At 64.9% G+C, this 13,207-nt stretch carries 12 protein-coding genes; 5 read left to right on the top strand and 7 right to left on the bottom strand.

Annotated elements, in window-relative coordinates:
• Nucleotides 1-158 precede the first annotated feature (158 nt).
• The 5 genes from RA26_RS21470 to RA26_RS21450 all read left to right on the top strand — a co-directional run bounded on the left by RA26_RS21470 (nt 159) and on the right by RA26_RS21450 (nt 5,111).
• The gene (locus RA26_RS21470) at nt 159-575 is read left to right on the top strand and encodes a c-type cytochrome (protein WP_039187425.1); all 417 of its coding nucleotides are present in this window, start codon (nt 159-161) and stop codon (nt 573-575) included.
• A gap of 235 nt (nt 576-810) precedes the next feature.
• Nucleotides 811-2,913 carry a dynamin family protein gene (locus tag RA26_RS21465; protein WP_052272534.1) on the top strand — a complete coding sequence of 701 codons (2,103 nt, stop codon included), beginning with the start codon at nt 811-813 and terminating at the stop codon, nt 2,911-2,913.
• A complete protein-coding gene (locus RA26_RS21460) occupies nt 2,910-3,827 on the top strand; it encodes a dynamin family protein (protein ID WP_052272533.1) in 918 nt (305 codons plus the stop codon). The genes RA26_RS21465 and RA26_RS21460 overlap by 4 nt, the downstream gene beginning before the upstream one ends.
• Nucleotides 3,828-3,917: 90 nt before the next feature.
• Nucleotides 3,918-4,283 (top strand): hypothetical protein, encoded by a 366-nt coding sequence (locus RA26_RS21455; RefSeq protein WP_039187423.1) that lies wholly within the window; start codon nt 3,918-3,920, stop codon nt 4,281-4,283.
• 39 nt (nt 4,284-4,322) lie between these two features.
• Nucleotides 4,323-5,111 carry a hypothetical protein gene (locus RA26_RS21450; protein ID WP_039187421.1) on the top strand — a complete coding sequence of 263 codons (789 nt, stop codon included), beginning with the start codon at nt 4,323-4,325 and terminating at the stop codon, nt 5,109-5,111.
• 39 nt (nt 5,112-5,150) lie between these two features.
• On the opposite strand, the gene RA26_RS21445 is transcribed toward RA26_RS21450, so the two are convergent.
• The 7 genes from RA26_RS21445 to RA26_RS22835 all read right to left on the bottom strand — a co-directional run bounded on the left by RA26_RS21445 (nt 5,151) and on the right by RA26_RS22835 (nt 12,944).
• Nucleotides 5,151-6,467 (bottom strand): hypothetical protein, encoded by a 1,317-nt coding sequence (locus RA26_RS21445; protein WP_052272532.1) that lies wholly within the window; start codon nt 6,465-6,467, stop codon nt 5,151-5,153.
• Nucleotides 6,468-6,469: 2 nt separating this feature from the next.
• Nucleotides 6,470-7,420: a PP2C family protein-serine/threonine phosphatase gene (locus RA26_RS21440; RefSeq protein ID WP_082015907.1), complete on the bottom strand. Its 951-nt coding sequence runs from the start codon at nt 7,418-7,420 to the stop codon at nt 6,470-6,472.
• On the bottom strand, nt 7,404-8,228 hold the full coding sequence (locus RA26_RS22245) for an FHA domain-containing protein (protein WP_052272531.1): 825 nt from the start codon (nt 8,226-8,228) through the stop codon (nt 7,404-7,406). The genes RA26_RS21440 and RA26_RS22245 overlap by 17 nt, the downstream gene beginning before the upstream one ends.
• A 138-nt stretch (nt 8,229-8,366) precedes the next feature.
• The gene (locus tag RA26_RS21430) at nt 8,367-9,464 is read right to left on the bottom strand and encodes a LysM peptidoglycan-binding domain-containing protein (protein WP_152612685.1); all 1,098 of its coding nucleotides are present in this window, start codon (nt 9,462-9,464) and stop codon (nt 8,367-8,369) included.
• Nucleotides 9,465-9,546: 82 nt separating this feature from the next.
• Nucleotides 9,547-10,689, bottom strand: a complete 1,143-nt coding sequence (locus RA26_RS21425; protein WP_193747650.1) for a transporter substrate-binding domain-containing protein — start codon at nt 10,687-10,689, stop codon at nt 9,547-9,549.
• Nucleotides 10,690-10,813: 124 nt separating this feature from the next.
• Nucleotides 10,814-12,775, bottom strand: a complete 1,962-nt coding sequence (locus RA26_RS22240) for a serine/threonine-protein kinase (protein WP_052272530.1) — start codon at nt 12,773-12,775, stop codon at nt 10,814-10,816.
• A complete protein-coding gene (locus RA26_RS22835) occupies nt 12,753-12,944 on the bottom strand; it encodes a hypothetical protein (RefSeq protein ID WP_152612684.1) in 192 nt (63 codons plus the stop codon). Before RA26_RS22835 ends, RA26_RS22240 begins: the two co-directional genes overlap by 23 nt.
• Nucleotides 12,945-13,207: the final 263 nt, after the last annotated feature.

Genomic DNA, 13,207 nt, shown 5'->3' with positions numbered 1-13,207 from the left:
CTGTTGCGGCACCTGCGGAGCCTAGTCCGGTTCTGCACGGTCCGCCTTGCTCTGAGTCAACTCTGCGCTGCCCGATTGCCGCTATCATCACATCATCTGCGGCGGGCACCGGGTTCGGGCCGCGCGGGGAAGAGGATCCGGAGCAAAGGAGAACGGCGATGCTGATACGGCTGGCAGTAACACTTGCGATGGCAGCAGGCCCGGTCTGGGCGCAGGAATCCGGTGCCGGTGAGGGGCGGGACCTGTTCCTGTACTTCTGCGCCGAATGCCACGGCAAGGACGCAGCAAGCCAGGGGCCGATGGCGGAAATGATGGCGCTGCAACCGCCGGATCTTACCCAACTGGCGGCGCGCAACAACGGCGCATTCCCGGTTGAGGCGGTAGCCAAGCAGATAGACGGCCGCAAGCCGGTTGCCGCCCATGGCGACATGCCCGTGTTCGGCCCGTCGCTGGACGAGGACCAGTATGTGGCCTTGGCCCTGCCGAACGGCCAGCCGATGATGGTTTCGCAGGCCCTGGGCAGCCTGATCACCTATCTGCAATCGGTGCAGCAAGACGGGACCGGGAGCGAGTAGCACCGCATCCCGTGCGGGTGGCCGGCGCAGCACACCGCTGACGCTCAAAACCCGCCCGGAACTCCCGTGAAAAGTTAAAAAAGTCTGAATATTTTACGCAAAGACAAGTTGTCGGCCACGGTCTGCCGCAATTTTGCCTTTGATGGCTGATTGTTCGTTAACCAGAAAATAAAGAAGGCAGCTTTGACCGCGAATTCATTCGTTGCTCGCACAGACCGACAAGGAAATTACCACTATGGATGAGACACCCGACTGCCAGCCGGCTGGCTTTGGTCGTTTTCCCTTTTTGCGTAACGGCCATGACAGCCTGGGCGGGCTTGCAGGCGAGATTGTGGAGCTGAAGGACCTGCTGCTGGACATTCAGGCGCTGGAAGCCAAGGGCAGCCGCAGCCAGATCGCCCGGCAGCTGAAGGAACTGGACGAGTTCAAGCCCAGCGTCACGATGATCGGGCAGATCAAATCCGGCAAGACCTCTCTGGTCAATGCGATGGTGGCCCGGCCCGGGCTGCTGCCTGCCGATGTGAACCCCTGGACCTCGGTTGTCACCTCGCTGCATCTGAATGCGCCGCGCAAGGATGGCGACCCGGTAGCCTCCTTCCAGTTCTTCAACGGCGATGAATGGGACCATCTGGTTTCCAACGGCGGCCGGATCGGCGAACTGTCGATGCGGACGGGCGCTGATGAGGAGCTGCAGAAGATCCAGGCGCAGATTGCGGAAATGCGCGAGAAAACCCGCAAGCGGCTGGGGCGGCGGTTTGAGCTGCTGCTGGGCCAGAAGCATGATTACCGGCATCTGGATGACGACCTGATGCAGCGCTATGTCTGCCTGGGCGATGATTTCGAGATGGCGGGCAGCAGCGACCAGCAGGGCCGGTTTGCTGATATCACCAAATCCGCCGACCTGTTCCTGCCGCTGCCCTCGCTGCCGGTGCCGCTGTGCCTGCGCGACACGCCCGGCGTCAACGACACCTTCCTGATGCGCGAGCAGATCACCATTAAGTCGCTGCGCAACAGCCGCCTGTGCGTGGTGGTGCTGTCCGCGTCGCAGGCGCTGAGCTCAGTCGATATGGGGCTGATCCGGATGATCTCCAACGTGCGGTCGGAAGGGATCGTGATCTTCGTCAACCGGATTGATGAGCTGTCGGACCCCGAGACCCAGATCCCCGATATCCGCGACAGCATCCTGGCGACACTGGAGAAGATGAACGGGCCGGAAAATCCCAGGATCGTCTTTGGCAGCGCGTTGTGGGCCAATGCGGCGCTGGCGCCGGACACCCATCCGCTGGGCGAGGACAGCGCTGCCGTGCTGCGGCAGTACGCCGGGCCGGAGGCAGGCGCAGACGGGCAGGATGTGCTGAGCGACCCGGCGCTGATGTGGCAGCTGTCCGGCGTGCCGGAACTGTTTGAAACCATCGGCGCGCGGATAGCCGAAGGCGCCGGTGCGCGGCTGCTGTCCGAGGTGCGCCAGCGCGCCGCCAACCAGGTGTCCAGCATGAAGGCGGCCTCAACCGTGGCGTCGATGCGGATCGACGGCAACCGGATTTCGGTGATAGAGCCCGCCGCGCTGAGCCAGCTGCTGCGGCGGCTGGAAACCGTGAGCATGGCGCAGATGGACACCGCGCTGGATCAGGTGTTCACCACCTTCTCCTCGCGGGTGGACCAGGCGCATAACAAGTTCCTGGAACGGGCGGTGGCTTCCCTGCTGCAGCATCTGGAGAACTACGGCGAGAACGAAACCTGGCAGTATGCGCCGGACGGGCTGCGGATCCTGCTGCGCTCCAGCTACCAGGTGATGCGCAAGAATCTGATGGCGGCCTGCACACAGGTCTACAGCGATGCGGCCTCGGCGATCCATGACACCTATCAGCAGGCGGTCTCTATTCAGGTCAGCGATTTCCGCATTGCGCCCGCAGCGGTGCCCGAGGTGCCGCCGCCGGTGGCGATCGGCGCCACCATCGCGCTGGACCTGCAGACCTCCTGGTGGAAGGGCTGGTGGCAGCGCCGCCGCGGATACCGCGCCTATGCCAGCGGCTATTACGACCTGATCAAGGCGGAGACGGCACCGATCATCCATGAGCTGAAGGAACAGCAGGCGGCGGAGATCCGGCAGGACGCCCGCGAGCGGCTGATGGCGTTCTTCACCGAGCAGCGGGAGCTGCTGATGGACGTGGCCGAGAAGACGCGGATCAGCATGAATGACTTGAATAACCTGTTCGGCATCAGCGCCCAGCAGGAGCGGGCGGAGCTGCTGGAGCTACTGCTCAAGGAACTGGCATCAGAGGACGCGGAGCCGGTCGCAGAACCGGCCCGGGCAGCACGTAAAGGAGCGGCGGCATGACGAACCCGCAGCCATTGGACCGCAAACCCCGTGTCGCCATCATGGGCGAGTTCAGCGCGGGCAAAAGCACCCTGTCGAACCTGCTCTTGGGGCGGCGCATCCTGCCGGAGAAGGTGACGGCAACCCGGCTGCCGCCGGTCTGGATCACCGAAGGAGAGGCACCGCCCGAGCGCAAGGCGCTGGACGGCAGTCTGCATCCGGTCTCGCTGGAGGCGCTGGAAGCAGTGCCGCTGGAAGAGACGCTTTTTGTGCAGATCAGCTGCGAGGCGCAGGTGCTGGAGGAATGCGACCTGATCGACTTTCCCGGCATCTCCGACCCCAACATGCCGCCCGAGGTCTGGGAACGGATGCTGGAAGAGGTGGACTGCGTTCTGTGGTGCACCCATGCGACCCAGGCCTGGCGGCAGTCGGAGGCGGCGGCCTGGGGGCTGGTGCCGGAGATGGTGCGCCAGCGCAGCCTGCTGCTGATCACCCGGTTCGACAAGCTGACGACGCCGCTGGACAAGCTGCGGGTGCAGACAAGGGTTGCACGGGAGACCGAAGGCCAGTTTGTCGGCGTCTGCCCGATCTCGCTGACCCAGGCGCTGGATGCAGAACCTGAGAGCACGGCATGGGAGACCTCGGGCGCCCAAGGATTTGCTGCGGCGCTGGAGGCCATTGTGACGGCTGCCCGCGACGGCAGCACGCCTGCGGTGCAGGAGCCTGTCCCGGCCGCGGCTGCGGCCGGGCCGGCGGAGCACTCTGCTGCGGCGGAGCCGGCAGCAGCATCCCAAGGCACGCCCCAAGCGGACAGCCCGCAGGAGGTGCAGCCCGGCCGCGTCATGCCGCGCCGGGTGCGCCCGCAAGGCGCCAAGCGTACCCCGCGCCCGGATGCGGATCTGGCAGCCCTGCGCAGGGAATTGCTGGAGAGCTAAAAAAAAAAGAGGCTTGTAATCCCGGGCCCGTTGCGGTTGTGAATTGACCTGCGGGCCGGGCGGAACCGGCCCATCAGGCAAGGGCGCATTATGACGGTATCGGAAGAACTGGACAGTTTGCACGCTCAGTTTCCCGCCTGCGGGACGGTGGCCTATGCGGATCTGGCCGCGGGCATGGTGCTGGTGGCCAACAGCCATTCACCGCTGGACCGTCATGCGCTGGATGCCCTCTGTGCCCAGGCCGGCTGCCTGCTGGGTGAAAACAGCGCGCCGCCTCTCGGGTCCGGCGCGCCTGCCTTTGCGCTGGCGCGGGAGCCGGGCAGGGTGATGCTGGCCTTCAAATCGCCCCTTCAACCAACTGATGCCCTGTTGTGCCTTGCGGCGCCGGATCTGGATCTGGGCGCGTTTCAGGCCGCCGCCCGGGACTGCCTGGACCGGATCACCGCGGATGGCTGACGGACCGGCGCACCACGACCTTCGAACGGGAATTTCAAAGTGACTCACGACGACGCAATTGCCGGCAACCTGGCGGCCCTCGGTGCCCGGCAGACCGTGTTCCGGGATGGCAAACGGGTTCTGTCCAATGGGCTGTTCCCGCCGCCGCTGCCCGCCCTGCTGCAGGAAATCGGCACCACGGTGCTGCAGCGGCAGCTGACCTTCCGCTCCCGGGAGAGCGCGCTGTCCTTTGTGGTGTCAGAACGGCGGCTGATGGCGCTGGTTTCAGCCAGCAGCGATCTGGAAGAGGTGCAGCATCTGGCCGGCGACGGCCTGTCCCATGACCAGCCGGATGTGCTGGAAGCGGTTGCCGCGGCCATGGTGCGGCTGGCGCAGGCCGAGGAACCGCTGACGGTTGAGACCGCCTTTGCCGCGCCCGGCGGCAGCCCTGCCGGGCTGGGACTGCCGGCGGCGATGCTGGAAGAGGTGATGGAGCTCGACCCGGGCGAGCAGGAACGGCCGATGGAATTTTTCATCGAGGCCGCCGCCGGTATGTATTCGGCCTGCCTGCTGCACGCCGGCGGCGCCTGGCTGGGCGGCGGCGAGGATGCAGCTGTGCTGACTGCGCTGCAGAAGATTGCCGATGCGCAGTGGGACCGGTTTCAGGCATCTTATGCCAAACATGCGGCGCTGACAGAAACGCCGCGGCTGATTTCGCTGGGTCCGGTTCTGGACGGCGGCAGCTGTGTGTCGGTTGTCTGGGCGGATGGCGAATGCGCCCTGTTCGCCCATGGCGAGGCAGATCTGGCCGGGCTGCACGGCATCTGGCAGCGGGTTTTCACCCTGTAGGGTGAAAACCCGTGCTGTTCTTCCGCAGCTTGGCCGCCTTCAGGCGGCGAGCTGCGCCTGCATGTCGCGTTTCAGCTGAAGCAGAATGCTGGTGGCGTCAAACAGCGACGTGCCGTCCTGTTCCACCTGGATCAGCTGAATGAGGTCTTCCGCTTCCGACACCGCGCCGCGGATCTCTGCCAGCGCGTTGCCGCCGTTGCCGCCAAACTCCTCGAAATGACTGTCCAGCCACTGCACCGACTTCAGAGCGGTGCGGATCAGCTGGCTGCTGCTGCCGGTGCCGGTGCCGTCCTGCAGCGCCTGGCCCATGCTGCGCCCCTGCGCGGACAGGTAGTCCAGCGCCTGATCATAGGCCTGCCGGGCCTCCGGGCTGAGCGCCGCGTCCTGCGGTGCTGCGGATTCTGCGGCCGCAACAGGCGCCTGTGCCACGGGGGCAGAGCGGTCCTGTACAGGAGTTTCCGGCGCAAGCGGAGCGTCCGGCTCTGCCAGGGGGGCCACCGGAGGGGGCGGTGCCGCGGTGTCCTCTGCCGGAGCGGCGGCTGCGGGAGCGTATTTCGCAAGCAGCACACCAGCCTGATCCAGCGCTGCCTGACGCCGCAGCTTCACCTCATGCATGATGGCCGAGATCAGCGCCTGCCCGCCGGAACGGCGCAGCCGGTCGCGGTCCACCGTGCCATCGGGCGCCCGTGCGGCCTGCGCCTCCAGCGCGGCCAGCGGCAGGATGCCGTTGAACTGTTCGGAGGCCGCGTCCTGAATGCCCGCCAGCGCGGGGGTCAGCCGGTCCTGGGCCGCCAGCTCATCCGCCTTGGTCACCAGAAGGAAAGCGCCGTCCTTCATCTGTTCCGGCGCGCGCGCCCAGGCGGCCTGCTCAGCGGCGGTGAAGTCCTGGGTGCACCACAGGGCAATGCCGGTCCGCTGGGCAGCCCAGGGCACTGCGCGTTCCAGCGCAGCGGCATCCGGAGCAGAAATCTCCAGGAGGCTGATCTGGTTCAGGGCGGGCAGGGGCAGCTGCGCTTCGGCAAAGACCGCACCCCGGGCCGCCAGCGCGCCGGTGTCGAAACCGGGCAGGCTGAAGCCGCTGCCATCCGCCAGCACGCCGCTGCAAGCCGCTGTTCCGCCGCCGCTGACCTGCAGGGTGGGCAGGGAGACGCCCGCCGGGATCACCTGGCTGCCCAGCAGCAGGTTGGCGACGCTGGACTTGCCCGAACCGGCCAGGCCGAACAGGGTGACGGCCACCGGTTTCTCCAACTGCTCCAGCAGCGTTCCGGTGCCGGCCTGCAGGCGGGCGGGGATCCGGCCCTGTGCCAGTGCGTGCCGCAGCGATGCGGCAGCGGCGGCGGTTTCCGCTTGGGTCATTCCTAGCGCCCTTTCCCGGCCAGCCGGACCACTTTGGCATCCTGCTCCGGCAGGGACGGTCCGTCATAGGAGTTGCTGTTCATGGCCACCACGCGGGTTGCGCTGGCCGATTGGTCGCCCACCAGGTCAACCGGCTTGCGGCGCATCTTGCGGGTCACCGGCTTGTTGTGGTTGAGCTTGATCACCGCAAAGGAAATGTTGTCCTGATCCGGGTCCGCCAAGTCATCCAGCGCCGCCAGCAGCCGTTCGACGATTTCCGCGCTCTTGCGGCGGCGGTACTTGTGCAGGATCTTCTCGATTCGCGCGTCCTCGAGGAACTGCAGCCCGTCGCTGGAGACAACCACCAGGTCGCCGACCTCCAGCCGGAACGGGGCCTTGGGGCAGTCGGTGCGCGTCACCCGGTCGCCCAGGATCACAGAGGTCAGGCAGTTGCGGTCGGGATGGTCGCGGCCGGCCTCGGCGTCCAGCAGGCCCGCCTTGACCATCATGTCGATCTGCGGCGCCATCGAGTGGTCCTCGTTCAGCTGCTGCAGCTTGCCGCCGCGCATCAGATAGAGCGGCGAGTCGCCGATCGACAGCCAGTACAGGCGGTCCTCGATCATCACCACCGATACCAGGGTCGCACCCATGCCGCGGACGCTGGGATTGTCCTGGACATATTCCTGCACGCAGGTGTTGGCCTCTGCCGCGGCGTGGGTCAAGTGATAGGGGATCTGCTTTTCGTATTCGGCGAAGTTGACGCTTTCGAACTTCAGCTTGCTGAAGGCCTCGGTCACCACCATCTTGGAGGCGACATCGCCGGCCGCGTGGCCGCCCATGCCGTCCGCCAGGATGGCCATGCCGATGTCGGTGCCGGCCGGGAAGTCGGTGATGATGGCGTCTTCCTGGTAGTCGCGCGCTCCTTGGCAGATGGCGGCGGCAACGTCAAAGCGCGGTTCAGGCGATTTCCACATGTTCCGCCTCCTGCCCGCCAGCGCTGGTCCAGTTGAAGTCTTTGCCGCAGAGCGCCATGAAACGCAGCGTTGTTTCGCCCAGGCGGATCAGGTCGCCGCTTTTCAGAACCTCGTTGCTGATCACCGGCTGGCCGTTCAGGCGCACGATGTTGCTCTTGCCGCCGTGGCCCAGATAGAATTGCGAGCTTTCGGGATCAAAGACGATGGCAGCATGGTTGCTGCGGGAGATCGCGGTGTCGCCGAAATCCAGCGCAACCGCCTGATCCTCGCCGCGGCCGATGGCCGACATGCCGGCCTTGAGCGTGAAGCTCTCGCCATAGCCCGGGCCGTCGGCGACCACGATCCAGCCCACCGGGAACTTGGTGTCGCGGGCCGGAGCGGCGGCGCCGGTGCTGTCGAACAGGTTGACGACATCGCCGTCGGAGGTGTCAAAGCCCAGGAGGCGGGTCTTGGCGCGGCGCTTGCGGGCCGGGGCGGCGCTGACATGCGCGGTCAGGTCGGGCAGCTCGCCACCGGGCTGGGGCATCTGCGCCGCGCCAGCGGGCGGGGCAGCCGGGGCGGCGGCGGCAGGGTCCAGGTCCCAGATGCCGGCTGCCGGATCCGCGGCGGCGGGCGCGGCTGCTTCCGGCTGGCTGTCTGCAGCCTGGCTTGCCTGCGGGTCCAGATCCAGTTCCACGGAGCGGGTGTGCTGGGCGACGGCCTTCAGCACTTCCTGCTGCATCGTCTCATCCGCGACCTGCATCCGCTCCATCGGGGCGGGCTCAGAAAGCGGGTCCTGCCGTCCGATAAGTTTTCCGAAAAATCCCATGTCGTCTGCCTTTTTTGTTTTACAGGCGTCCGTGCAGTCACGGCAGGCGCCCGGTTTACCCTATGTGCGGAGAGCCGCCCGTTCGCGGCCCTTGCGGCCTGCCATGCCCCCGCACCGGGGGCATGGCTGTTGCCCGGATCAGCTGCCGATCTTGTTGAATTCGGCCAGGCTGTCGGCGATGATCGCGTACCATTCGCCGCTTTCGCGCATCTCGTTAAGGCCCTTGTTCAGGAGGGTCAGATAGACACGGCCGCGCGGGTTGGTCTTATGCGTCACGAAGTGGATCGCCTGCAGCTGCGACAGGTTGGAGTTCAGCTGCACCTTGCCTTCGGCTTCCGCCACTTCGCGGACTGCGGCATCGCCTGCTTCGAGGTCCAGCAGCGCCATGTCGGCCTCGCCGCTCACCAGCTTGCGGATGCATTCAACCGCAGAGGACGGATGCACCAGGGAGATCACCGGCTCCACCAGGCCTTCGCCGGAAAGCTCAGCCAGGGACCAGCCTTCCGGGCGGCAAATCTTGGCGCCGGCGTAATCCGCATAATCCTTGATGTTGGCATAGGGGTTGTCGGCCATGGTCCAGTGGGCGGATACCGATTCATAGATCGGCAGCGAGAAGTTCAGCTGGGTGCAGCGGTACTTGGTGTCCGCGTCGGTGTTTTCGAGGTTGGAGCAATCTGCCGGCTTGTACCAGGCGATCGACACGTCGAAGGCGCCAAGCGGCAGCAGCGTGTCGAAATGGGCCTTCCAGTCGTCCACGAAGCTGAGGTTGTATTCACGGTCGTTGCCGCCGCGGTTCAGCGCGGTGGTGGCCAGGCGCACCAGCATGCCGCCGCCCTTGAGGCTTTCGCCGGTGAAGGGTTCCCAGCCATTGCCGGACACCATCTTGATCGGCGGCTCGTAGATGCTGGACTTGGCCCGTTTGGCCTGTTTTTCCTCTTCCTGCGCGATGATCTCGGTGACGTCGCTGTCGGCGGTCAGGCGGCCGTCTTCACAGGGGATCTGCAGAACGGTGCCGGCCTCCAGGCTGTTGGGGTTGGCAATCGCGTTGCGGTTGGCGTTGAAGATCATCTGATAGTCAAAGGAGCCATATGCTGCCTGGGCGATGGAGCCGAGGCTGTCGCCATCCTGCACGGTGTAAGGGGCACAGGCCTCCTGCGCGGCTGCCGAGGTGGAGATGAACAGGGCGGCGGAAACGGTGGTTGCGCTGTATTGAACCAGGGATTTGATCATCGACATGAGAGTTAGTTCCTTTTCAATGGGGCACCGCCGTTGCGCAGGGGGCTGCAGGCAGTGGGTCATGGTTTGTGTTGGGGGGAGGTCAGTTGGTGAGGGTTCTGATTTCGCGTTGCAGAGCTTTGGAGACGATGGCGTACCATTCGCCGGAGACGGACATTTCTTTCAGCCCGCTGTTGAGCAGATCCAGGGTCTCCTGGGCCCGGGGGTGATCCTTGTGAACGATGGCGTGCAGGGATTTCACCTCGCCGAGGTTCGGGTTTTCCTTGATCTGGCCGGCCAGGCCCATGGTGGCGAGCGTGTCGCTGGCAACCAGGGTATCCAGGGCGACCACATCGACAGCGCCGGCGGCCAGAGCGGTAAAGCACTCCGCGATCTGGACCGGGCGGTAGAAATTCACGGTTTGCTCCGTGAGGCCCGCGGTATCCAGATGGGCCATGGAATAGCCTTCGGGGCGGCAGATCCGGGTGCCCATCAACTCGCCATAGTCAAAGGCGGCGGCATAGGGGCTGCCGGTGGCGGCAAAGAAGCCGTCGACAACTTCATAGAAGGGATCGGAGAACCGGTAGTTGTCGCAGCGGAACTTGTCGCCGGCGGACAACAGGCCATAGTCGCCGCAATTGGGTTTCAGCCAGGGGAAAGAGCCTTCGAACGCCATTGCAGGCAGCAGGGTTTCCAGATGCGATTCCCAGTCGTTGACAAAGGTGACCGAGATCTCGGTCTGCGGTGCGGCGCGCAGGGCGGCGGTTTCGATCAGCTGGGTGAACATGCCGCGGCCGGGCAGGTCCTCGCCGGTGAAGGGCGGGAAATCATTGCCGGTGATCAGAACCATCGGCTCCGGGGTTGCAGGTGCAGCCGGGGTCTCTGCGGGCACGGCGTCTGCCGCTGCGGTTTCAGTTGCCGGCGCCTCTGCGGCAGCGGTTTCTGCGGCGGATGCCTCCTGAACGTCCGCCGCCGGGGCTTCAGCTTCCTGAGCTGCGGCCGCCTCAGCCGGCAGGCTGCCGTCAGCGCAGGGCAGGACCAGCTGCATGCCGATTTCAATGATGTTCGGGTTACGGCCGATGACAGCGCGGTTGGCGTTGTAGATCACCCGGAATTTGGAGTGGCCGTAGGCCTTCTCGGTGATTTCCCGCAGGTTGTCGCCGGACTGGACCTCATAAACCTGGCAGGCTTCCTGGGCCTGGGCAGACTGACCGGCAGCCGCGATGGCGATCAGGGATGCACCCATAAATTTAGCAGTATTGCGCATTAAATCTGTCCTTCGTGGGTCAGAGAGGCAAAGCTCTCCCGGGAACGGCCGCCGGTGGGGCTGACCGCCTGATGCTTGTGATTGGGTGAAAGGCTGGCGGGGGTTAGCTGTTTCCCGCCAGTTCCAGGCTGGCTGAGGCCGCAGCCCCGTCGCGCAGAATGTCGAAGGTTGCAGTGGCTGCGTCCTTGTCCTGCAGCGCTTGCATGATCTCAGCCAGCGACTCCGCGCCGGTCAGAGTGGTGCCGGTTGCGGTTTCACGCAGCAGCACGTCGCCGGGCTGCAGATCCGCGGCTCCCTGGGCAGCCTGCTGGCTGACAGAGGTAACCCAAGCGCCATCCTGCATCCGGGCTTCGAACTGCAGGCCGCTGTTCAGACCGGTCCGGCGCACCACCGGAACCGCCAGCAGACCCATTTCGAACCGCTTGCTTTCGGCATCCTTGTAGCGGATGGAGGCGCGGGTGTAGCCGTCCGGGTCGATCTGCATCGCAGTCAGCAGCTGCGACGCGAACGGCGAGTCTGCCGTCAGCGGCTGATTGTTGACGGTCAGGATTTCCACACCCGGTGCAATCCAGCTGCCGGCCTTGCTGAGGTCGGTGTTTTCCCCGGTTCCGGTAATGGACACCACCTGCGCCTTGCGGACGGTCCGTTCTTCGTACTCGAAGGGGATCGAGACATCCCACAGCGCATAGCTGACCTCATGGCCCGCAAAGGGCGCGAGTGCCGCCGCCGGTTCCGGCTGCGCAGGCTCGGCAACTGCCGCAACGTCGCTGGCTTCTTCAGAAACTTCAGCGGGGACCGGCTCTGCCGCCTGCGGTGCAGGTTCAGCGGGTGCTGCAGCTTCTGTTTCTGCAGCGGCAACGCTGTCTGCCACGGCTGTGGCACTGGCAGCTTCCGTGTCCGCAAACGGGACCGGGTCAGCAGCTGCCGGGGCCGGATCCGCAACTGCCGCGGTTACAACCGCTGCTGCTGGCTGCTCCGCCGCTGCATCCGCCTGGGTGTTGCCATAGTAGATGTAGCCAGCAGCGCCCAGACCGGCCAGAACCGCCAGAACGGAGACCGCCGGCAGGCGGCTGCGCTTCTTTTCCTCATGGGCCGGGGCTGCGGTGCTGTTGGCCGGCTGCGGCGCAGCTGCCGCGGGTTTCTTGCCGTCCAGCATTGCCAGCCATTCCTCAGCCGATTGCAGGCGCATGGAGGGCTTGGTGTTCATCGCCTTGTCGATGGCCTCCAGGAAGCCTTCGGGATAACCATCCACGGCACCGGCCAGGGGCTGATAAGGGTCGGGGCGCTGTTCGGCGATGGCGACCAGGCGGGCCTGGCCATTGACCGGCGCCTCGCCCCGGATCACATGATAGAGGGAGGCTGCCAGCGCATAGAGATCGCTCCAGGGGCCCTGTTCGCTGCCGGCAATGTAGAATTCCTGCGGTGAGTAGCCGTCCTTGACCACCCGCAGCGCGGAATGCTTGCGGCCGTCCTCGCTGGTGTCTTCGCGGGCGGCGCCGAAATCGATCAGCACCGGCTCGCCCTCTGCGGTCAGCAGGATGTTGTCGGGGGAAATGTCGCGGTGCAGCAGGTTGGCGTCATGCACATACCCGATGGCGCCCAGCAGCTTGCGGGTCATGCCAGTGATCTGCTCCGGGGTCAGAACGGTTTTCTGATCATCCAGGATGTCCTGCAGGTCGCGGCCGTCGACATAGTCGATCGCCATATAGGCGGTGTCGTTGTCCTCGAACACCTGATGCACGCCGACGATGTTGGGGTGCTTCAGCTTGGACAGGCTCTGAGCTTCACGGATGAAGTGGCGGATGATCGACTTCAGCTCGCTCTGATGCGCCCGGGACCGGGCGCTGACCAGCGCGTTGGTCCGGCGGCAGAAGGCATCGGCAAAGCATTCCTTGATCACCACCGTCCGGTCGAGGCTGTCCTTGGCAAGATAGGTGATGCCAAAGCCGCCGTTGTTCAGAAAGCGTGTGATGGTGTACTGGCCATGGAGCAGAGTCGTGCCCGGCTGCAGATCGTCCTGTTGATCCGCGTCAACTGAAGTCTCAACAAGCGAATTGAGTGCCATTTTGTTGCTCCCGTCTCAATGTTGTCTGGCCGCTGCGTCTGCTGCTGCCCGCTTCTTGCGTTAATTCTTTGTTAAGCTGATCTGTTGAGAAACCGGCAACAATAAGGCGCAAAGAGGGAATATTGGCGAAGCGGGTTTTTCCAGGCTTTTCAACCGGGCCGGGAAACATGATCGCTGCTGAGATCGCTGGATTTTCGCGCTTTTTCTCAATGCTTTATGCAGGAAAGCGGCCGCCTGGACGTGGTCTGGCTGAACAATGGGCTTGAACCGCCATTTGACGGCAGTACGCTTGGACAGATGCGGTTTCCGGCCGGAATCGGGCTGTTTTGCCCCCGGAATCGGCCCGCCGGCGAAGTTAAAAGCCGCGGCTTGGTTAACGCAATCGCAACAATATGCAGCAGACAAGCGGATCGCTCAGTGGGCTTATGTCTG

This window comes from Leisingera sp. ANG-M7, from assembly GCF_000813965.1.
Classification (GTDB): Bacteria; Pseudomonadota; Alphaproteobacteria; order Rhodobacterales; family Rhodobacteraceae; genus Leisingera.
Note: the sequence above shows the minus strand (reverse complement) of the source record. Positions and strands in the feature narration are given on the sequence as shown.